Consider the following 22,281-nt stretch of genomic DNA (forward strand, 5'->3'; position numbering starts at 1 on the left):
CTTCCTGCGTGAACGATCCGACGGCCGGCGACCCCGGCGAACCAGACGTCCGCAGCCCGCTGCGCTACCTGGCCTGGCTGGCCACCAGCCAGCTGCGCCGCTCGCTGGCCGGCACCTTCTTCGGCACCGCCTGGATGCTCGGCCTGACCGTCCAGCCCTACCTGCTCTCCCGCGCCGTCGACGACGGGCTGCGCGTCGGCCGCGCCGGCCCGGTCCTCGGCTGGGCCGCCGCGATGCTCGGCTTCGGCGTGCTCGGCGCCGCACTCGCCTGGGGCCGGCACCGCACCATGACGCTGGTCCGCAACGACGCCACCTTCCGCACCGTCGCCGTGGTGCTGCGGCACAGCACCCGCCTGGGCGCGGCGCTGCCCCGGCAGGTGACCGCGGGCGAGGTGGTCACCATCGGCATCTCCGACGTGGTCCGGATGTCCATGGCGCTGACCTTCGTCGGGCCGGGCGTCGGCGCGGCGGTCTGCTACCTGGCGATCGCCGTGCTGCTGTTCGCGCTCTCCCCGCTGCTGGCCCTGGTCGTCCTGCTCGGCCTGCCGCTGCTCGGCCTGACACTGCGGCCGCTGCTCTCCCGCCAGCAGCACGTCGAGGACGCCTACCGCGACCACCAGGCCCGGCTGACCGCCCGCTTCGAGGACCTGGCGGGCGGCCTGCGGGTGCTGAACGGCCTCGGCGGCAAGGACGCGTACGCGGCCCGCTACCGGGACGACTCCCGGCGGCTGCGCGCCGCGGGCTACCGGGTCGGCGCCGTCACCAGCTGGATCCAGGCCCTCGGCACCGGCCTGCCCGTGCTGCTGCTGGCCGCCGTGACCTGGCTCGGCGCCCGGCTCGCCGTCGCCGGTGAGCTGACCCCCGGACAGCTCGCCGCGGTCTTCGGGTACACCGCGGTGCTGATCGTCCCGGTCTACTTCCTGTTGGAGAACACCCAGGAGATCGGCCGCGCCCTGGTGAGCGCCCGCCGGGTGGTCGCCTTCCTCTCGCTCGCCCCCGACCCCGACCTCGGCACCACCGAACCGCCTTCCGGCCAGAGCGAGTTGGCCGACCCCGAGTCCGGCGTCCGGCTGGCCCCCGGCACCCTGAACGTGCTCGCCTGCGCCCGCCCGGCCGAGAGCGCCGCCGTCGCCGAACGGCTCGCCCGGCTCACCCCCGGCACCGCCGCCGAGTGGGGCGGCACCCCGCTCACCGACCTGCCGCTGACCGCCGTCCGCGACCGGATCACCCTGGCCGAGAACGAGGCCGCCCTGTTCGCGGGCACCCTGCGCGAGACCGTCCGCGGCCGCACCGGGGCCGGTGACGACGCCCTGCTCGCCGCGATCGACGCCGCCGCCGCCCGCGACGTCCACGATGCCCTGCCCGGCGGCCTGGACGCCCCGCTCGCCGCCGACGGCCGCAACCTCTCCGGCGGCCAGCGCCAACGCCTGCGCCTGGCCCGCGCGTTGACCGCCGATCCGGAGGTGCTGCTGGCCGTCGAACCGACCTCCGCGGTCGACGCCCACACCGAGGCCGCGATGGCCGCCGGGCTGCGCGCCGCCCGCGCCGGCCGGACCACCCTGCTCACCTCCACCTCCCCGCTGCTGCTCGACCGCGCCGACACCGTGCACTACCTGGTCGACGGCAAGGTCGCCGCCACCGGCGCCCACCGCGAACTGCTCCGCACCCAGCCCGGCTACCGCGCCTTGGTCACCCGCGACACCGGCTCCCGCCCCGAGCCCGCCGCCGGCACCGCCGCCCGCCCCGAGACCCCCGCCGAGGAAGCCAGTTGAGCACCCTGCCGATCGCCTCCTCCCGCCAGGTCCGGCGGGCCGCCACCGCCCTGGTCCGCTCCGACGGCCGGGCCTTCGCCGCCGTGCTGGCCCTCAACGCCGCGGCCGCCCTGCTCGGCCTGGCCGGGCCCTGGCTGCTGGGCCGGATCGTCGACCGGGTCCGCACCGGGGCCACCACCGGCGACGTCGACCGGATCGGCCTGCTGCTGCTCGGCTGCGCCCTGACCCAGATCCTGCTCAGCCGCCAGGCCCGCTACCTGGCGCACCGGTTCGGCGAGCGCTGCGCCGCGAAGGTCCGCGAGCAGCTGCTCGACCGGGTCCTCGCCCTGCCCGCGGGCACCGCCGAGCGCGCGGGCACCGGCGACCTCACCTCCCGCGGCACCGCCGACGCCACCGCCGTCGGCGACACCCTGCGGGACGCCGCGCCCGAACTGCTGGTCGCCTGCGCGCAGATCCTGTTCATCCTCGGCGCGATCCTCACCGTCAGCCCGCTGCTGGGCGGCTGCGGCCTGCTCGGCGTCCTCGGCATCGCTCTCGCCTCCCGCTGGTACCTGCGCCGCTCCCGCCCGGCCTACCTCGCCGACCGGGCCGCGACCGCGGGCCTGGCCGAGACCCTCTCCGCGACCGCGCACGGCGCCCGCACGGTGGACGCCCTCGGCCTGGGCCCGCGGCGCCTGGCCGCCGGACGGGCGGCCGTCGCCGAGGCGCACCGGGCCCGGACGCGCACCCTGTACCTGCGGCTGCGGTTCTTCGCCGCCGTCAACCTCTCGTACACCGTCCCGGCCGTGCTGGTCCTCCCGCTGGGCGCCGTCCTGGTCGCCCACGGCACCGTCACCCCGGGCGCCGCCGTCGCCACCGCGCTGTACCTGCAGCGCGTCGTGGACCCGCTGGACACCGTGGTCATCCTGCTGGAGGGCCTGCAGAACAGCACCGCCGCGTACGCCCGGGTCGAGGGCCTGGCCCCGGCGCCCGCGCCCGTCCCCGCGCAGGGCGGCGACCCGGCCGCCGCCCCCGCGCACGAGCCCGCCGACGACCGGATCCGGGTCAGCGGCGTCCGCTACGCCTACCCGGACGGGCCGGACGTCCTGCACGGCCTGGACCTCGACCTGACCCCGGGCGAGCGCCTCGCCGTGGTCGGCCCCTCCGGCTCCGGCAAGACCACCCTCGGCCGCCTGCTGGCGGGCGTCGAGCGCCCGCGCACCGGCAGCGTCACGGTCGGCGGCGTCCCGCTGGCCGGCCTCGCGCCGGAGCGGCTGCGCCGCCAGGTCGTCCTGGTCACCCAGGAGCACCACGTCTTCCTGGGCACCCTGCGCGACAACCTGCGGATCGCCGCCCCCGGGGCCGAGGACGCCGCGCTGACCGCCGCACTGGACGCGGTCGGCTGGGAGCACGACCTCCCCGAAGGGCTGGACACCGACCTGGGCCCGGCCGCGACCCGCCTGGACGGCGCCCGGGCCCAGCAGCTCGCCCTGGCCCGGGTCATCCTCGCCGACCCGCACACCCTCGTCCTGGACGAGGCCACCGCCCTGCTCGACCCCGGCACCGCCCGCCGCACCGAGCGGGCGCTGGCCGCCGCCCTCACCGGCCGCACCGTGATCGCCATCGCGCACCGCCTGCACACCGCCCACGACGCCGACCGGGTGGCCGTCCTCGACCGGGGCCGCCTGACCGCCCTGGGCTCCCACCAGGACCTGCTGGCCGAGCCGGGCCCGTACGCCGACCTCTGGCACACCTGGCGCACGGCGTGACGGCATGACGGCGGGGCCCGGGGCGGCGTGTCGCCCCGGGCCCCGCCGCGCGGTGCCGGACGGCTACCTGAGCACGCCCGCGTCCATCCCGCCGGTCTCCACCGGGGCGGCCAGCAGGCCCATCTCGGCGACCGAGGCCAGCCTCGGGTGGGTGGGCAGCACGCGGACGGTGTAGCCGAAGGGGCCGGTGCGGGAGAGTTCGAGGTGGCCCTCGTAGCGGATCCGGCCGTCGAGGTCGGTGCCGCCGCCCGCGGGCTTGAGCGCGAGGGTGGTGGCCTCGGAGATCCGGTCGCTCTCGTCGACCCGGCCGGAGACGACCTGCACCTCGACGTCCTCGGGCCGCAGCCGTCCGAGGTTGACCAGGACGCGCAGCGCGAGGGTCGCGCCGAGCTCCTGGGCCTCGCCCGCGCCGTCGGCCTCCACGTGCTCGACCCGCACCCCGGACCAGGCCTCCCGGACGCCCGCCTTCCAGCCCGCCAGGGCCCGCGCGGCCGCGTAGTCGCCGTCCGGTCCGGCCAGCCGCCGCTCGGCCGCGGCGGCGGGGGCGTACAGCCGCTCGACGTACTCGCGGACCATCCGCCCGGCCAGCACCTTCGGGCCCAGGGTGACCAGGGTGTGCCGGACCATGGAGATCCACCGGTGCGGGAGGCCGTCCGCGCCGCGGTCGTAGAACCGGGCGGCGACCTGGTGCTCGATCAGGTCGTAGAGCGCGGCGGCCTCGATGTCGTCGCGCCGCTCGGCCTCCTTGCTCTCCGGGTCGAGGACGCCCTCGCCGGTGCTGCCGTCGGCGGTGGGGATGGCCCAGCCGTTCTGGCCGTCGTACCACTCGTCCCACCACCCGTCGAGGATCGACAGGTTGAGGCAGCCGTTCAGCGCGGCCTTCATCCCGGAGGTGCCGCAGGCCTCCAGCGGGCGCAGCGGGTTGTTCAGCCAGACGTCGCAGCCGGGGTAGAGCGTCTTGGCCATCGCCATGTCGTAGTCCGGCAGGAAGACGATCCGGTGCCGCACCGCGGGGTCGTCGGCGAAGGCGACCAGCTTCTGGATCAGCCGCTTCCCGCCGTCGTCGGCGGGGTGCGCCTTGCCCGCGATGACGATCTGCACCGGCCGCTCGGGGTGCAGCAGCAGCGCGCGCAGCCGGGCCGGGTTGCGCAACATCAGCGTCAGCCGCTTGTACGAGGGGACGCGGCGGGCGAAGCCGATGGTCAGCACGTCGGGGTCGAGGACGGTGTCCGTCCAGCCCAACTCGGCCTCCCCGGCGCCGCGTTGGCGCCAGGAGGCGCGCAGTCGGCCGCGGGCCTCCTCGACCAGCTGGCTGCGCAGCGCGCGGCGCAGCTCCCAGACCTCGGCGTTGCCGATCCGCTCCAGGCCGGTCCACTGGCCCGCGGTGCCGACGGCCATCGCGTTCTCGGCGCGCTCCTGGCCGATCTCGGTGGCGCCGAGCCGGACGACGGCGGGGTCGATCCAGGTGGGGGCGTGCACGCCGTTGGTGATCGAGGTGATCGGGACCTCGGGCGCGTCGAAGCCGGGCCACAGGCCGCGGAACATCTCCCGGCTGACGGCCCCGTGCAGGGTGGAGACGCCGTTGGCGCGCTGGGCCAGCCGCAGGCCCATCGCGGCCATGTTGAACAGCTTGGGGTCGCCGCCGCTCCAGCTCTCCGCGCCGAGCGCGAGCACCTGCTCGACGGGGACGCCGGGCAGCGCCGCGTCGCCGCCGAAGTGCCGGGCGACCAGCTCCCGGTCGAAGCGGTCGATCCCGGCCGGGACGGGCGTGTGGGTGGTGAACACGGTGCCGGCCCGGACGGCCTCCAGGGCGTCGGCGAAGCCGAGCCCGGGGTGGGCGGTGACGAGTTCGCCGATCCGTTCCAGGCCGAGGAAGCCGGCGTGGCCCTCGTTGGTGTGGAAGACCTCGGGCGCCGGGTGCCCGGTGAGCCGGCAGTAGGTGCGGACGGCGCGGACGCCGCCGATGCCCAGCAGTATCTCCTGCATCAGCCGGTGCTCGCTGCCGCCGCCGTAGAGGCGGTCGGTGACGTCGCGCTCGGCCGGGCCGTTGGCCTCGACGTCGGAGTCGAGCAGCAGCAGCGGGACGCGGCCGACCTGGGCGCGCCAGACCTGGGCGGCGAGGGTGCGGCCGCCGGGGAGGGCGAGGTCGATCCGGCAGGGGGTGCCGTCCTCCTCGCGGAGCAGGGTGACGGCGAGCGCGTCGGGGTCGAGCAGCGGGTAGCGCTCCTGCTGCCAGCCGTCCCGGTCGAGGGACTGCCGGAAGTAGCCGTGCCGGTAGAACAGGCCGACGCCGATGATCGGGACGCCGAGGTCGGAGGCGGCCTTGAGGTGGTCGCCGGCCAGGATGCCGAGGCCGCCGGAGTACTGCGGGAGGGCGGCGGCGATGCCGTACTCGGGCGAGAAGTAGGCGATGGCGGCGGGCAGGGCGCCGTCGGGGTCGGCGGGGTCGCTCGCCCCCTGGTACCAGCGCGGGCCGGTGAGGTAGTCGCGCAGTTCGTCGGAGAGGTCGCCGAGGCGGCGCAGGAAGCGCCGGTCCGCGGCGAGCGCGGCGAGCCTGGTCGCGGGGACTTCGCCGAGCAGTCGGACCGGGTCCTCTCCGACGGCGGCCCAGACGTCCGGGTCGACGGAGCGGAACAGCTCCCTCGTCTCGGGGTGCCAGGACCATCGGAGGTTCAGCGCGAGCTCGTGCAGCGGCTGCAACTGTTCGGGCAGGACGGTGCGGACGGTGAACCTGCGGATTGCCTTCACGCCATGGAGCGTAGCCCCGACCGTACGCCTGAAGGGGCGTCAACTGGCGGGCGGCACACCCGTTCGGAGCAGTGTTCAGATCGTTCTCGGCGCGTGGTGGCAAATCGGGGCGCGCAGGGGGCGCACGCTGGGAAAAGTCGCGCCGTCAGGTGTGAACTTCTGAGGACGGGAGGGTTTCGAGTGTCCGTTTTGCCGTGGCATACCGGCTGAAACCGCGCGCCTACCGACACGTAGCCCTTGCCGGTGGTGCGAGGATGCAACAAGGTCGTGAGTGCCGCTGGTGCGCGATCGGGTGGTCGCCCCCTGCTGCCTCGGCTGCTGCATGCCCTGTTCGACGAACCCTCACTTTCCTTAGCCCATTCGGCCCTAGTCGCCGCGTCTTCGCGTGTCCTTGTTCCCTGCCCGGTCGTTTTCCGGTGGATTGGGTCACGTGGGGGGCGTGCACCGAGCGACGCGCGCCGGGACACGTGCGTCCGACCCGGCGCGCGGCCGCGACCGGTTGGGCGGGGTTGCCGGGGCCGTCGGCACGGGCAGGCTCCGGCCGCACGTCCTTCCTCACCCAAGTAGTCCTCCCGGTACTCCCTCGGCGCCGCTGCCTCGGGAGCTGCCGCCGATCTCGGGCAGGAGCATTGGCATGCACGGCGACACGCGGGACCAGTCCACGGTGCCGACGGACGACGCACCAGACACCCAGGCGGAGGCCCCGTCGGCCGGCGAACCGCCGGTACCGGCCCCGCGCACCGGCGCGGCCCGCCGGAAGGCCGCCGACCCGGCCGTGAAACGCGCCGCGGGCACCCCCCGCAAGGCCGCCGCGAAGCGGACCACCACCGTCAGGTCCACCACCCCGACCACCGGCGCCTCCCCGGCCACCGACGCCGCCGCGGCCGTGGAGGCCGCCGCGCGGCCCGCCGCCCGCAGACCGGCGCGGAAGACCGCCGCCGCGACCGCCGAACCCCCCGCGACCTCCGCGCGCCCGGCCGCCAAGCGCGCCGCCGCCCGCCCCACCCGCAAGACGACAGAGAGCGACACCGTGATCGGCCGCATCCCCGTGCTTGACGTGACCCCGCTCGTCGACGCCGGTCGGCGCCCGGCCAAGGCCGTGGAGGGGGAGCGCTTCCTGGTCTCCGCGACGGTGTTCCGCGAGGGCCACGACGCGGTCGGCGCCAACGTGGTGCTGCGCGATCCGCGCGGCCGCTCCGGCCCGTGGACGCCGATGCGCGAGCTGTCCGAGGGCAGCGACCGCTGGGGCGCGCACGTCACGCCGACCGCGCCGGGCCGCTGGTCGTACCTGGTGGAGGCGTGGTCCGACCCGGTGGCGACCTGGAAGAAGCACGCGGCGGTGAAGCTCCCGGCCGGGATCGACACCGCGCTGGTGCTGGAGGAGGGCGCGCAACTGCTGGAGCGCGCCGCCGCCGGGGTGCCGAAGAAGGACGGCCGGGCCCAGGTGCTGGCGGCGGTGGACGCGCTGCGCGACACCGGCCTGCCGCCGCTGAGCCGCTACGCGGCGGCGCTGGACCCGGAGGTGACGGCGCTTCTGGCCCGCCACCCGCTGCGCGAACTGGTCTCGGCGACCCGCCCGCAGCCGCTCCAGGTGGACCGCAAGCGGGCGCTGTTCGGCTCCTGGTACGAGTTCTTCCCGCGCTCGGAGGGCGCGGTGGTCGACCCCACCGGCGTCGAGCCGCCGGTCTCGGGCACCTTCCGCACGGCCGCCGAACGCCTGCCCGCGGTGGCCGCGATGGGCTTCGACGTGGTGTACCTGCCGCCGATCCACCCGATCGGCCGGGCCCACCGCAAGGGCCCGGACAACGCGCTGACGGCCGGTCCGCACGACGTCGGCTCGCCCTGGGCGATCGGCTCCCCCGAAGGCGGCCACGACGCCGTCCACCCGGACCTGGGCACCATCGAGGACTTCGACCACTTCGTCGCCGAAGCCACCGCACTGGGCCTGGAGATCGCCCTCGACTTCGCCCTCCAGTGCTCACCGGACCACCCCTGGGTGCACAAGCACCCCGAGTGGTTCAGCCACCGCGCGGACGGCACCATCGCCTACGCCGAGAACCCGCCCAAGAAGTACCAGGACATCTACCCCGTCAACTTCGACCAGGACTTCGACGGGATCGTCCGCGAGACGGTACGGATCCTGCGCTTCTGGATGGCCCGCGGAGTGCGGATCTTCCGCGTCGACAACCCCCACACCAAGCCGGTGAACTTCTGGGAGAAGGTGCTCGCCGACATCGCCCGCACCGACCCGGACGTGCTCTTCCTCGCCGAGGCCTTCACCCGCCCCGCGATGATGCACACCCTGGGCAAGATCGGCTTCCACCAGTCCTACACGTACTTCACCTGGCGCACCACCAAGACCGAACTCACCGAGTACCTCACCGAACTCACCGGCGAGGCCGCCGCCTACATGCGGCCCAACTTCTTCGCCAACACCCCCGACATCCTGCCCGAGCACCTGCAGCACGGCGGCCCCGCCGCGTTCGCCCTGCGCGCCGTGCTGGCGGCGACGCTCGCGCCGACCTACGGCGTGTACGCCGGCTTCGAGCTGTTCGAGAACGAGGCGGCGGCGCCCGGCTCGGAGGAGTACCTGCACTCGGAGAAGTACGAGCTGCGCCCCCGTGACTGGACCCGGCAGGACAGCCTCGCCCCGCTGCTCACCGCCCTCAACCGGCTCCGCCGCCGACACCCCGCGCTGCAGCAGCTGCGGGACCTGCGCTTCCACCCCGTCGACAACGAGGCGATCATCGCGTTCTCCAAGACCGCCGTCACCGAGGATGGCCTGGAGGACCACGTGATCTGCGTGGTCAACCTGGACCCGCACCATGTCCAGGAGGCCACGGTGACGCTCGACGTACCGGGGCCGCTGACGGTGCACGACGAGCTGACCGGCGCCACCTACGCCTGGGGCCGTCACAACTACGTCCGGCTCGATCCCTCTTCCGGGCCGGCCCACCTCCTCACGGTTCGGAGGAACCCGCAGTGACAGTCAACGAGCCCGTCCCCGACACCTTCGCCGACACCCCCGCCCGGGACCGCGACCCCGAGTGGTTCAAACGCGCGGTCTTCTACGAAGTGCTGGTGCGCTCGTTCCAGGACAGCAACGGCGACGGCGTCGGTGACCTCAAGGGGCTCACCTCGCGGCTCGACTACCTCCAGTGGCTGGGTGTGGACTGCCTCTGGCTGCCCCCGTTCATGAACTCCCCCCTGCGGGACGGCGGTTACGACGTCTCGGACTACCAGTCGGTGCTCCCCGAGTTCGGCAACCTGGCCGACTTCGTGGAGTTCGTGGACGCGGCGCACCTGCGCGGCATGCGGGTGATCATCGACTTCGTGGTGAACCACACCAGCGACCAGCACGCGTGGTTCCAGGCCTCCCGCAGCGACCCGGACGGGCCGTACGGCGACTTCTACATGTGGGCCGACGACGACAAGCAGTACCCGGACGCCCGGATCATCTTCGTCGACACCGAGACCTCCAACTGGACCTTCGATCCGGTCCGCAAGCAGTACTACTGGCACCGCTTCTTCAGCCACCAGCCGGACCTGAACTACGACAACCCGCGGGTGCAGGAGGAGGTGATGGCCGCGCTGAAGTTCTGGCTGGACCTCGGCATCGACGGCTTCCGCCTCGACGCGGTGCCGTACCTGTACGCCCGCGAGGGCACCAACTGCGAGAACCTGCCGGAGACCCACGACTTCCTGAAGCGGGTCCGCAAGGAGATCGACGCCAACTACCCGGACACCGTGCTGCTGGCCGAGGCCAACCAGTGGCCGGAGGACGTGGTCGACTACTTCGGCGACTTCGGCTCCGGCGGCGACGAGTGCCACATGGCGTTCCACTTCCCGGTGATGCCGCGGATCTTCATGGCGGTCCGCCGGGAGTCCCGCTACCCGGTCTCCGAGATCCTGGCGAAGACCCCGGAGATCCCCTCGGGCTGCCAGTGGGGCATCTTCCTGCGCAACCACGACGAGCTGACCCTGGAGATGGTCACCGACGAGGAGCGCGACTACATGTACGCGGAGTACGCGAAGGACCCGCGGATGCGGGCCAACGTGGGCATCCGCCGCCGGCTGTCCCCGCTGCTGGAGAACGACCGCAACCAGGTCGAACTGTTCACCGCCCTGCTGCTCTCGCTGCCCGGCTCGCCGGTGCTGTACTACGGCGACGAGATCGGCATGGGCGACAACATCTGGCTCGGCGACCGGGACGGCGTCCGCACCCCGATGCAGTGGACGCCGGACCGCAATGCGGGTTTCTCGTCCGCCGACCCGGGCAGGCTCAGTCTGCCGCCCATCATGGATCCGGTGTACGGCTATCAGGTGACCAACGTCGAGGCGCAGCAGAGCAGTTCGAGTTCGCTGCTGCACTGGACGCGTCGCATGATCGAGATCCGCAAGCTCAACCCCGCGTTCGGCCTCGGCAGCTACACCGAGCTGCCCTCCAGCAACCCCGCGGTGCTGGCCTTCGTGCGCGAGTACGAAGGTGACCTGGTCATGTGCGTGAACAACTTCTCGCGGTTCGCGCAGCCGACCGAACTGGACCTGCGGCAGTACGGGGGGCGGTACCCGGTCGAGCTGATCGGCGGCGTGCGCTTCCCCACCATCGGCGAGTGGCCGTACCTGCTGACGCTGGCCGGCCACGGGTTCTACTGGTTCCAGCTGCGCCAGTCCCAGACGAAGCCGTCCGGGTCACGGTAGCGGCCGGAGCCGTCAGCACGTCCACGAAGTAACGATCCCTCAGGCCCCGAACGGGACGTCACCCTCCGCGGGCGCGCGAGAAGCCTCGTGCGCCCCCGGGGGTCTTCGCACCACCGCGTACGGAGAACAGCCCAACGGCCACCCACACGAAGGCGTGACACCGAGCCGCTGCTCGCGTGCCGTCGCCGCCGCGCCGCCGAAATCCGGAAGACTGCTGGGCCCGGCCACGATTCGTCGGGCAGCCGCCCGCTTCCGGGGAAAGGGAGTCATGTCCGAACCCTCCCGTTCTCAAGCCCACGTGCACCGTGAGCCCTCCGACGCCGCCACCGGGCAGGTGGGCACGCGCGCGCCGGGGGTCCGGAGAACCGCCGCCGGAGTCAGCGAGCTGGTCCAGGCGGCGCTGCCGCTGATCGCCGAGTGGCTGCCCACCCAGCGCTGGTACGCCGGCAAGGGCCGGCCGATCGCCGCGCTCACCCCGGTGGTCGGCACCCCGCTGCAGGTCGGCGACCCCGCCCTGCTGCACCTGCTGCTGCGGGTCGAGCACGGCGGCGCCACCGCCGGGCCGGGGGACGTCTACCAGTTGCTGCTGGGCATCCGCTCGGAGCAGCCCGCGTCGGTCGGCCCGATGGCGGTGCTGGGACGGCTGGAGGGTGGCACCTACGACGGCGCGACGCTGTACGACGCGGTGCACGACCCCGAGCTGACCGGTCGGCTGCTGGAGCACCTGGCCACCGGCGACCGGTTCGGCTCGCTGTCGTTCCGCCGCACACCGGGCCCCGGCCTGCCGGGCAACCTGCCGGGGCGGGCGTCCACCGCCGAGCAGTCCAACTCCTCGGTGATCTACGACACCGAGTTCATCCTGAAGCTGTTCCGCCGGATCAGCCCGGGCACCAACCCCGACCTGGAGCTGTCGCTGGCGCTGTCCCGGGCCGGCTCGACCCGCATCCCCCGGGTCGCCGCCTGGTTCGAGTGCCGGCTGGAGCGCTCCGAACCCGCCACCCTGGGCCTGCTGCAGCGCTACCTGCCGGACGCCGAGGACGGCTGGGAGCTGGCCCTCGACCAGGTCGCCCGGCTCAAGGGCGACCCCTCGCCCGGCAACTTCGCGATCGAGGCGCACCGGCTGGGCCGGGCCACCGCCGAGGTGCACCGGGTGCTGGCCCGCACCATGCCCACCGCCCTGCTGGACCGGGCCCGGACGGCCGAACTGGCCGGGGCGATGGCCGACCGGCTGGACTCCGCGGTCACCGCCGTCCCCGGCCTGATGCGCTACCGCCCGGCGCTGCGCGCCGCGTTCCAGCAGCTCACCGAGGCCCACCTGGACGGGCTGCAGGTCCAGCGCATCCACGGCGACCTGCACCTGGGCCAGGCGATGCGCACCCCGCAGGGCTGGGTGCTGCTGGACTTCGAGGGCGAGCCCGCCAAGCCGCTGGCCGAGCGCCGCCTCCCGCAGCCCGCGCTGCGGGACGTCGCCGCGATGCTCCGCTCCTTCGACTACGCCGCCGCCCACCTGCTGGCCGGCGCGCCCGGCCAGGACCCGGAGCTCGCCCAGCTCGCCGCCGCCTGGGCCGCCCGCAACCGGGCCGCGTACTGCGCGGGCTACACCGCGGGCGGCGGCCTCGACCCGGCCGGGGCGCCGGAGCTGATGCGCGCGCTGGAGATCGACAAGGCGGTGTACGAGGTGGTGTACGAGGCCCGGCACCGGCCGAGCTGGCTGCCGATCCCGCTCGCCGCGATCAACCGCCTCGCCGACACCGTCTGACTCCGCGCCCGGCCGCCCCCGCGGGGACGGCCGGGCGCACCGCGTTGCCCCGCCCACCCGCGGGGCCCGCACCCGCCCTCTCCTTCAACCCCCCTCCCCCGCACACCAGTTCCCCCCGCGTCCCCGCGCAAGGCACCCCGATCCTGGAGGATTCCGCCGTGAGCCCGCTCGGTCCGCTCGACCCGTCCGCCGACCGCCAACCGGCCGTCCCGGCCACGTTCCGCAGCGGCCCGCGCAGCAAGGCCACCCCCGGGCGGCCCGCTGCGAAGTCCGCCGCGAAGGCCCCCGCGAAGGCCCCGGCGAAGGCCGCCGCGGCGAAGCCGGCCGCCCGGGCGGGGGCAGCGGGCGCCGCTCCGGCAGCCGCGGCGCGGCCGCAGTCCGGCGGGGGCGCGCTGCGGCTGCCGGAGGCCCCGCTGCCGCCCGCCGAGGTGGACCGGCTGGTCTCCGGCGCGCACCACGACCCGCACGCGCTGCTGGGCGCGCACGAGCTGCCCGAGGGCACCGCGATCCGGGTGCTGCGGCCGTTCGCGGAGCGCGTGGTGGTGGACACCGAGCTGGGCCCGGCCGAGCTGACCCACCAGCAGGGCGGCCTGTTCACCGGCCTGCTGACCGGGCAGCGCTTCCCGCGCTACACCCTGCGGGTGACGTATCCGGGTGGTGAGCCGCTGGTGCAGGAGGACGGCTACCGGTTCGCGCCGACGCTGGGCGAGCTGGACCTGCACCTGATCCGGGAGGGCCGCCACGAGCAGCTGTGGCGGGCGCTGGGCTCGCACGTGCGCACGGTGGAGGGGGTGGAGGGTACGGCGTTCGCGGTGTGGGCGCCGAACGCGGTCGGGGTGCGGGTGATCGGCTCGTTCAACCACTGGGACGGCACCGCGCACCCGATGCGCTCGCTGGGCTCCTCCGGCGTGTGGGAGGTGTTCCTGCCCGGCGTCGGCGAGGGCGAGCAGTACAAGTACCAGATCCTCACCCGCCACGGACAGCGCCTGGAGAAGGCCGACCCGCTCGCCCGGGCCGCCCAGTGCCCCCCCGACACCGCCTCGCTGGTGACCGTCTCCCGCCACGCGTGGCAGGACGCCGAGTGGATGCAGCACCGCGCCCGCACCGTGCACCACCGCGCCCCGCTGTCGGTCTACGAGATGCACCTCGCCTCCTGGCGCCCGGAGCTGACCTCGTACCGGGAGATCGCCGAGGTGCTGCCCGGCTACCTGAACGAACTCGGCTTCACCCACGTCGAGTTCATGCCCGTCATGGAACACCCCTTCGGCGGCTCCTGGGGCTACCAGGTCTCCGGCTTCTACGCCCCCACCGCCCGCCTCGGCACCCCCGACGACTTCCGCCACCTGGTCGACACCCTCCACCGGCACAACATCGGCGTCATCGTCGACTGGGTCCCCGCACACTTCCCCAAGGACGACTTCGCCCTGGCCCGCTTCGACGGCGAACCCCTCTACGAGCCCGCCGACCCGCTACGCGCCGAACACCCCGACTGGGGCACCCTGGAGTTCGACTACGGCCGCACCGAAGTCCGCAACTTCCTCGTCGCCAACGCCGTCTACTGGTGCGAGGAATTCCACGTCGACGGCCTGCGCGTGGACGCCGTCGCCTCCATGCTCTACCTCGACTACTCCCGCGAACACGGCGCCTGGACCCCCAACCAGCACGGCGGCCGCGAGAACTGGGACGCCGCCTCCTTCCTCCAGGAGATGAACGCCACCGTCTACCGCCGCTGCCCGGGCGTGCTGACGGTGGCCGAGGAGTCCACCGCCTGGGAGGGCGTGACCCGGCCGACCGACACCGGCGGCCTGGGCTTCGGCCTGAAGTGGAACATGGGCTGGATGCACGACTCGCTGGTGTACATCTCCAAGGAGCCGGTGCACCGCAAGTACCACCACAACGAGATCACCTTCTCGATGGTGTACGCCTACTCGGAGAACTACGTCCTGCCGATCTCGCACGACGAGGTGGTGCACGGCAAGCAGGCACTGGTCTCCAAGATGCCCGGCGACTGGTGGCAGCAACGCGCCAACCACCGCGCCTACCTCGGCTTCATGTGGGCCCACCCCGGCAAGCAACTCCTGTTCATGGGGCAGGAGTTCGCCCAGGGCGCGGAGTGGGACCACGAGCACGGCCCGCAGTGGTGGGTGCTGGACGAGGGCTGGCCCGCGCACGGCGACCACCGCGGCGTGCAGCGCCTGGTCGGCGACCTGAACCGCGTCTACCGGGCGACCCCCGCGCTGTACGAGCAGGACACCGTCCCGGCCGGTTTCAGCTGGCTGGACGGCGGCGCGGCCGAGGACAACGTGCTGTCCTTCGTCCGGTTCGCGGCCGACGGCAGCCCGCTGGTCGCGGTCTGCAACTTCTCCCCGGTCGTCCGGCACGGCTTCCGGATCGGCCTGCCCCGGCTGGAGGGCGCCGAGCAGGCGTGGGAGGAGGCGCTGAACACCGACGCCGAGCAGTACGGCGGCAGCGGCGTGGCCAACTCCAGCCCGGTGAAGTCCGAGCCGGAGGAGTGGAACGGCCAACCGCGCTCGGCCGAGCTCGTCCTCCCCCCGCTGGCCACCGTCTGGCTCCGCCCGGCCCGCTGAGTCCCGCCGGGCGCTCCACCACGGCTGCCGCCGACCCGTGCGGCGGCAGCCGCAGTGCCGCAGCGAGTTCCCCGTGTTGTACGACGGTATGGTCGGTATGACCAATGCCCTGGGACGACCGGACGGAGAACTCCACCGTGGCGCGCAGCGTGTACGTGACCGGGATCGACCGGGGGGACGGCCGACAGGCCGTGGAACTCGGGGTCATGGAACTGCTCACCCGTCAGGTGGACCGGGTGGGCGTGTTCCGGCCGCTGGTGCACGTGCCGGACGGGGGCGAGGCGGGCAGCGACCACGTGGTGGAGCTGCTGCGCGGCAGGTACCGGCTGGACCTGCCGCTGGCGGAGCTGTACGGGCTGACGTACGACGAGGCGGCGGCGCTGCAGGCGGCCCGCGGGCAGGACGAGCTGGTCTCGGTGCTGGTGGACCGCTTCCACCAGCTGGCGCGGCGCTGCCAGGCGGTGCTGGTGCTGGGCACCGACTTCTCGGAGACCAACATCCCGGACGAGCTGGCGTTCAACGCCCGGCTGGCGAACGAGTTCGGGGCGGGCGTGCTGCCGGTGGTCGGCGGGCGGCACGAGGACCCGCAGGCGGTGGTCGCGGAGGTCCGCAACGCGCACCGGGCGTACCGGGACCTGGGGTGCTCGATCCTGGCGATGGTGGCCAACCGGGTCCGGCCGGGGGCGAAGCAGCAGGTGCAGCGGACGCTGACCGAGAAGCTGCCGGTGCCGGTGTACGTGATCCCGGAGGAGCCCGCGCTGGCCGCGCCGACGGTGGCCCAGCTGGTGGAGGCGACCGGGGCGACGGTGCTGCTGGGCGACGCGGCGGGGCTCTCCCGGGACGTGCGGAACTTCGTGTTCGGCGGGGCGATGCTGCCGACCTTCCTGGACGCGCTGACCGAGGGCGCGCTGGTGGTGACCCCGGGCGACCGGGCGGACCTGGTGATCGGGGCGCTGGCGGCGCACGCGGCGAGCTCCCCGCCGATCGCGGGCGTGCTGCTGACCCTCGGTCAGCACCCGGGCCCGAACGTGATGGCGCTGGCCTCCCGGCTGGCCCCGGGGACGCCGGTGGCGGAGGTGTCGGAGGGCTCCTGGCTGACCGCGGCGGCGCTCACCCACCTGGAGGGCCGGATCGGCCCGAACAGCCCGCGGAAGGCCGAGATCGCCCTCGGCCTGTTCGAACTGCACGTGGACACCGCCGAGTTGACCAACCGGATCGAGCTGAGCCGGTCCGAGCGGGTCACCCCGATGATGTTCGAGCACGCGCTGCTGGAGCGGGCCCGCGCGGACCGCCGCCACATCGTCCTGCCGGAGGGCACCGAGGACCGGGTGCTGCGCGCCGCCGAGGTGCTGCTGCGCCGCAACATCTGCGACCTGACCCTGCTCGGCGACCCGGACGCGGTGCACCGCAAGGTCGCCGCGCTGGGCATCGAGTTCCCGCAGCCCGGCGACGCGGGCGCCCAGGTGCGGGTCGTCGACCCGACGGCCAGCCCGCTGCGCCAGCAGTTCGCCGAGCTGTACGCGAAGGCCCGGGCGCACAAGGGCATGACGGTGGAGCGGGCGCTGGACGTGGTCGCCGACGTCTCGTACTTCGGCACCCTGATGGTGCAGGAGGGCATCGCGGACGGCATGGTCTCGGGCGCGGTGCACTCGACGGCGGCGACCATCCGCCCGGCCTTCGAGGTGATCAAGACCTCGCCGGGGGCGGCGATCGTCTCCTCGGTGTTCTTCATGTGCCTGGCCGACAAGGTGCTGGTGTACGGCGACTGCGCGGTCAACCCGGACCCGGACGCCCAGCAGTTGGCCGACATCGCGATCCAGTCGGCGGAGACGGCGGCCCAGTTCGGGGTGGAGCCGCGGGTGGCGATGCTGTCGTACTCGACCGGCACCTCGGGCTCGGGCGCGGACGTGGACAAGGTCCGCAAGGCGACCGAGCTGGTCCGCGAGCTGCGGCCGGACCTGCTGGTGGAGGGGCCGATCCAGTACGACGCGGCGGTGGACGCGCGCGTCGCGGCGACCAAGCTGCCGGGGTCGGCGGTGGCCGGGCGGGCCACCGTGCTGGTCTTCCCGGACCTGAACACCGGCAACAACACGTACAAGGCGGTGCAGCGCTCGGCCGGGGCGGTCGCGGTCGGGCCGGTGCTGCAGGGCCTGAACAAGCCGGTGAACGACCTGTCCCGGGGCGCCCTGGTGGAGGACATCGTGAACACCGTGGCGATCACCGCGATCCAGTCCCAGCCCGCCGAGGCCGCGCCCGGCGACGAGTCCCCCGCCGCAGGAGGCGCGCAGTGACCACCGGTACCCGTGTCCTGGTGCTGAACGCCGGGTCGTCCTCGGTGAAGTACCAGCTGATCGACATGCTGGACGGCGCGAAGCTGGCGTCCGGCCTGGTGGAGCGGATCGGCGAGGCGAGCGGGCGGCTGCTGCACCTGCCGCCGACCGGGGAGCCGCGCGAGACGGTGCGGCGCTTCGGCGGGCACGACGTGGCGCTGGAGGCGGTCGCGGAGGAGCTGGCGAAGGACCTGATGGGCCTGGACTCGCCGGAGCTGGCGGCGATCGGCCACCGGGTGGTGCACGGCGGGCTGCGCTTCACCCGGCCGACGCTGGTCACCGACGCGGTGCTGGCCGAGATCCGCCGGCTGATCCCGGTGGCGCCGCTGCACAACCCGGCCAACATCACCGGCATCGAGGTGGCCCGGAAGCTGCGCCCGGACTTGCCGCAGGTCGCGGTGTTCGACACCGCGTTCCACGCCACGCTGCCCGAGCACGCGGCCCGCTACGCGATCGACCGGAGGACCGCCGACGAGCACCGGGTGCGCCGCTACGGCTTCCACGGCACCTCGCACCAGTACGTCTCGCGGGCCACCGCCCGGCTGCTCGGCCGGGACCCGGCGGAGCTGAACGTGATCGTGCTGCACCTGGGCAACGGCGCCTCGGCCTCCGCGGTGGCGGGCGGGGTGTGCGTGGAGACCTCGATGGGCCTGACCCCGCTGGAGGGCCTGGTGATGGGCACCCGTTCGGGCGACGCGGACCCGGGCCTGGTGTTCCACCTGCACCGGGTCGGCGGGATGAGCATCGACGAGATCGACGACCTGCTGAACCGGCGCAGCGGCCTGCTGGGCCTGTGCGGGGACAACGACATGCGCGAGGTGGTGCGCCGGGCCCAGGAGGGCGAGGAGGACGCCAAGCTGGCCTTCGACGCGTACGTGCACCGGATCCGGCGCTACCTGGGCGGCTACTACGCGGTGCTCGGACGGGTGGACGCGGTGGCGTTCACCGCGGGGGTCGGGGAGAACTCCGCCGAGGTGCGGGCCGCGGTCTGTGCCAACCTGGAGGAGCTGGGCATTTCGGTCGATCCGGAACTGAACGCGGTGCGCTCGCGGGAGGCGCGGACGGTCTCGCCGTCCTACTCGCGGGTCGCCGTCGCGGTGGTGCCGACCGACGAGGAGCTGGAGATCGCCCGGCAGACGTTCGCGCTGGTCCACGCGGTGTAGGCCCCGCGCGGGATGACTACCCGTCAGTATCCCACCCCTCGGAATGTTCGTTGGCGATATCTGACGATTCGAGCTGAATGCACCGATAACACGAACGGATAGACTGACGGATATGCGCCGAGCGAAAATTGTCTGCACCCTGGGTCCTGCGACGGACTCCTACGAACAGCTGAAGGCCATCGTCGAAGCGGGCATGAACGTCGCCCGCCTCAACATGAGCCACGGCTCCCACGCCGAGCACGAGGACCGGTACCGCCGCGTCCGCCAGGTCTCGGCGGACACCGGCCGCACCATCGGCGTGCTGGCCGACCTGCAGGGCCCCAAGATCCGTCTGGCGACCTTCGCCAACGGCCCGGTGACCGTTGACAACGGCGACACGTTCACCATCACCACCGAGGACGTCCCCGGTGACCAGCACATCTGCGGCACCACCTACAAGGGCCTGCCCGGCGACGTGAAGCCCGGCGACCCGATCCTGATCAACGACGGCGTCATCGCCCTGGAGGTCGTCAGCGTCGACGGCCCGCGGGTGAAGACCGTCGTGGTCGAGGGCGGCGTCCTCTCCAACAACAAGGGCATCAACCTGCCCGGCGCGGCGGTCAACGTCCCCGCGCTCTCCGAGAAGGACAAAGACGACCTGCGCTTCGCCCTGCAGCTGGGCGTCGACATGGTCGCGCTGTCCTTCGTCCGCAACGCCGCGGACATCGACGACGTGCACAAGGTCATGGACGAGGTCGGCATCCGGGTGCCGGTCATCGCCAAGATCGAGAAGCCGCAGGCCGTCGAGGCGATGGAGGAGATCGTCCTCGCCTTCGACGCGATCATGGTGGCCCGCGGCGACCTCGCGGTCGAGTACCCGCTGGAGAAGGTGCCGCTGGTCCAGAAGCAGCTGGTCACCCTGGCCCGCCGCAACGCCAAGCCGGTCATCGTCGCCACCCAGATGATGGAGTCGATGATCCACGCCTCGCGCCCCACCCGCGCCGAGGTCTCCGACGTCGCCAACGCCATCCTGGACGGCGCGGACGCGGTCATGCTGTCCGCCGAGTCGAGCGTCGGCAAGTACCCGGTCGAGACCGTCAAGACCATGAGCAGGATCGCCGAGAAGGCCGAGGAGGAGCTGCTCTCGCAGGGCCTCCAGCCGCTCAACCCGGGCCGCAAGCCGCGCACCCAGGGCGGCTCGGTCGCCCGCGCCGCGTGCGAGCTGGGCGACTTCCTCGACGGCAAGGCGCTGGTCGCGTTCACCAAGTCCGGTGACACCGCCCGCCGCCTGTCCCGCTACCGCTCGCCGATCCCGGTGATCGCCTTCACCCCGGACGTCGCCACCCGCAACCAGCTCTCGCTGAGCTGGGGCGTCGAGGCGTACGTCTCGGAGCAGGTGGCCACCACCGACGAGATGGTCGAGCAGGTCGACCGCGAGCTGCTGAAGATGAACCGCCTCGCCGAGGGCGACACCGTGATCGTCACGGCCGGCGTGCCGGTCGGCATCCCGGGCACCACCAACATGGTCCAGGTCCACCACCTGGGCGCCCGCTCGGACGGCTGAGCACCCCGCACCGACGCCCGAACGCCCGAACAGCCGCAGGGGCGGGACCCGAGGACCGGGTCCCGCCCCTGCGGCGTTCCGTGGCGGCGGCGGTCAGCCGTCGTACGGCTCCTTGTCGTTGAACAGCCGCATGCCGGGGATGGTCAGGTCGCCGCCGAACTGGCCCGCCTGCACCGCCTTGGCGTTCGTCAGGGTCAGGTCCAGCGGGATCGGCACCCCGCCCAGCAGGTCCCACAGCCACTTCGGCAGGGTGTCCGGGGTGAGCGTGATGGTGCCCAGGTCGATCGGGATCGGCAGGCCGTAGACCGCGGCCAGGTTGCCCGACAGGCTCTCCACGTACATCGTGATCGGGCCGCGCCGCATGGTCGAGGTCGAGCCCTGGCGGCTCTTCACGTGGAAGGTCAGGCCGGGGATCTGGATGGTCGACATGTCGAGGTTCTCGATGTCGACGCTGTCGGTGGTGAACTTCAGCACCCGCTTGGTGCCGCTCTCCGTGGTGACGTCGTAGACGCCGTTGAACACCGAGCCGTGCAGCGCCAGCCGGGTCGAGTGCAGCACCCAGTTCTGGTCCGGCACCACGTGGCCCGCCGGGGCCGCCTTCGCGGCCAGGCCCTGGGTGCTGACCAGGCAGTTCGGGTCCGCGGAGGCCGGGGCCGAGGGGGACGGCGTGCTCTTGGCGGTGCTGCCGCCCTTCGGGGCGGGGGTGCTCGCCGAGGCCCCGGGCGCGGGCGTCCGGGCGGGCGCCGCGGTGCCCGACGGGGCGGCGCCGGACGCGGACGGGGCGGGGGTGGCCGCGGGGGCCTTCGGGGCGGTGGTGGTGGGGGCCGCGGACGGCGTCGCGGCGGGTGAGGGCGAGGGCGAGGCGCTCGCGCCGGGGTGGAACAGGCCGTTCCACAGGTCGTCGATCACCCCGGCCTGCTGCACCCCGCCGGTCGCCGCGCCCGCCTTCGGCACGGTGTAGACGGCGGACCGCACGGTGTCCGCGCCGGTGCCGGCCAGGGTGGCGGGCACCGCGGCGGCGCTGCCCGCGGGGGCCTGCCCGGCGGTCGCGGTCCGGGTCGTCGAGGAGTCCGGCTGCACCTTGACCTCGCTCTTCGGGACGGGCGTCTCCTCGAGCACGGTGTCCGGGGCGCACTTCCCGGCCTGCGGGTCGGCGGCCGCCGCCAGCGTCGGCGCGTAGGCGGCGCCCATCAGCAGCGCGGTCGGCACCGCGGCGATCGCCAGCGCCCGCCCGCGCAGGCGGGCCCGGACGCCCTCCCGGGGCACCGCGTGCCGCGGGCCGGGGACGCCCGGCTGCTCGGAGCCGGTCACCGCTGCTCCTCCTCGGCCGCGGGCCGCGGGGCGGCGCCGTACTCCAGCGGCTGCTCGGCGGCGGCCTGCGCGGGCAACTGGGCGGTGGGCGCCTCGTCCGGCACCGTCGCGGCCCGCTCGGCCGCCTCGGGCAGCGGCGGCAGGGGCGCCCAGGAGACCAGCAGGCCGCCCGCGACCAGGCCCGGGAGCAGGCCCATGCCGAAGCCGCCGAGGTTGGAGACCGGGACGGAGATCAGGGCCAGGATGGTGGTCGCCACGCCGCAGAAGATCCGCACCGCGGGCTGGAACCAGGCCGTCAGGCCCAGCACGATCAGCATCACCCCGATGATCAGCGAACCGGCCCCGGCGGTGGTGGACATCGCCACCGTGAGCCCGCCCAGGCTCAGGTGGGCGTACGGGAAGTACAGGATCGGCACGCCCGCGAGCATCGCGAGCAGCCCGCCCCAGAACGGCCGGGTGCGTCGCCACGTGCGGAAGCCGCGCCGGGTGCGGCCGACCAGACCGGCCGGGCCCTCGGGCCAGGCCTCGACGGTTGCGCTGGACATGGTGCGACTCCTCGATGGTGGGTCCGAGGGGGAATGCGGACGGCCCCGGGCGCGCCCCGGGGGGGGGGGGGGG

At 73.8% G+C, this 22,281-nt stretch carries 12 protein-coding genes; 9 read left to right on the forward strand and 3 right to left on the reverse strand.

The genetic code is table 11. The features are described 5' to 3' along the window. Window positions 1–8 precede the first annotated feature (8 nt). The gene (locus tag ACFY00_RS07150; protein ID WP_388028128.1) at window positions 9–1,772 is read left to right on the forward strand and encodes an ABC transporter transmembrane domain-containing protein; all 1,764 of its coding nucleotides are present in this window, start codon (window positions 9–11) and stop codon (window positions 1,770–1,772) included. Beyond that, on the forward strand, window positions 1,769–3,520 hold the full coding sequence (locus ACFY00_RS07155; RefSeq protein WP_388028130.1) for an ABC transporter ATP-binding protein: 1,752 nt from the start codon (window positions 1,769–1,771) through the stop codon (window positions 3,518–3,520). The genes ACFY00_RS07150 and ACFY00_RS07155 overlap by 4 nt, the downstream gene beginning before the upstream one ends. Window positions 3,521–3,583: 63 nt before the next feature. On the opposite strand, the gene glgP is transcribed toward ACFY00_RS07155, so the two are convergent. Continuing rightward, complete coding sequence (gene glgP / locus ACFY00_RS07160; protein WP_388028133.1) at window positions 3,584–6,268, reverse strand: alpha-glucan family phosphorylase; 2,685 nt, start codon at window positions 6,266–6,268, stop codon at window positions 3,584–3,586. A gap of 1,030 nt (window positions 6,269–7,298) precedes the next feature. Here glgP and ACFY00_RS07165 point away from each other — a divergent pair. The 7 genes from ACFY00_RS07165 to pyk all read left to right on the forward strand — a co-directional run bounded on the left by ACFY00_RS07165 (window position 7,299) and on the right by pyk (window position 20,352). Continuing rightward, window positions 7,299–9,254 carry an alpha-1,4-glucan--maltose-1-phosphate maltosyltransferase gene (locus tag ACFY00_RS07165; protein ID WP_388028584.1) on the forward strand — a complete coding sequence of 652 codons (1,956 nt, stop codon included), beginning with the start codon at window positions 7,299–7,301 and terminating at the stop codon, window positions 9,252–9,254. Beyond that, entirely contained in the window at window positions 9,251–10,969 is a 1,719-nt protein-coding gene (treS, locus tag ACFY00_RS07170) for a maltose alpha-D-glucosyltransferase (protein WP_388028135.1), read from the forward strand. Before ACFY00_RS07165 ends, treS begins: the two co-directional genes overlap by 4 nt. Window positions 10,970–11,237: 268 nt before the next feature. Then, window positions 11,238–12,728 (forward strand): maltokinase, encoded by a 1,491-nt coding sequence (locus tag ACFY00_RS07175; protein WP_388028138.1) that lies wholly within the window; start codon window positions 11,238–11,240, stop codon window positions 12,726–12,728. 158 nt (window positions 12,729–12,886) lie between these two features. Continuing rightward, entirely contained in the window at window positions 12,887–15,316 is a 2,430-nt protein-coding gene (gene glgB / locus ACFY00_RS07180; protein WP_388028139.1) for a 1,4-alpha-glucan branching protein GlgB, read from the forward strand. 137 nt (window positions 15,317–15,453) lie between these two features. Next, entirely contained in the window at window positions 15,454–17,607 is a 2,154-nt protein-coding gene (gene pta, locus ACFY00_RS07185) for a phosphate acetyltransferase (protein ID WP_388028587.1), read from the forward strand. Beyond that, window positions 17,604–18,809, forward strand: coding sequence for an acetate/propionate family kinase (locus tag ACFY00_RS07190; RefSeq protein WP_388028142.1), 1,206 nt, complete (start codon window positions 17,604–17,606; stop codon window positions 18,807–18,809). The genes pta and ACFY00_RS07190 overlap by 4 nt, the downstream gene beginning before the upstream one ends. 112 nt (window positions 18,810–18,921) lie before the next feature. Further along, complete coding sequence (gene pyk, locus ACFY00_RS07195; protein ID WP_388028145.1) at window positions 18,922–20,352, forward strand: pyruvate kinase; 1,431 nt, start codon at window positions 18,922–18,924, stop codon at window positions 20,350–20,352. Between the two features lie 93 nt (window positions 20,353–20,445). Here the strand turns inward: pyk and ACFY00_RS07200 are convergent, their stop codons facing one another. Both ACFY00_RS07200 and ACFY00_RS07205 read right to left on the reverse strand, forming a co-directional pair. Continuing rightward, window positions 20,446–21,663 (reverse strand): hypothetical protein, encoded by a 1,218-nt coding sequence (locus ACFY00_RS07200; RefSeq protein WP_388028148.1) that lies wholly within the window; start codon window positions 21,661–21,663, stop codon window positions 20,446–20,448. Beyond that, entirely contained in the window at window positions 21,660–22,208 is a 549-nt protein-coding gene (locus ACFY00_RS07205; RefSeq protein ID WP_388028151.1) for a DUF6114 domain-containing protein, read from the reverse strand. The genes ACFY00_RS07200 and ACFY00_RS07205 overlap by 4 nt, the downstream gene beginning before the upstream one ends. Window positions 22,209–22,281 lie beyond the last annotated feature (73 nt).

The sequence above is a fragment of the Kitasatospora sp. NPDC001540 genome, from assembly GCF_042894345.1.
GTDB classification, from domain to species: Bacteria; Actinomycetota; Actinomycetes; order Streptomycetales; family Streptomycetaceae; genus Kitasatospora; species Kitasatospora phosalacinea_C.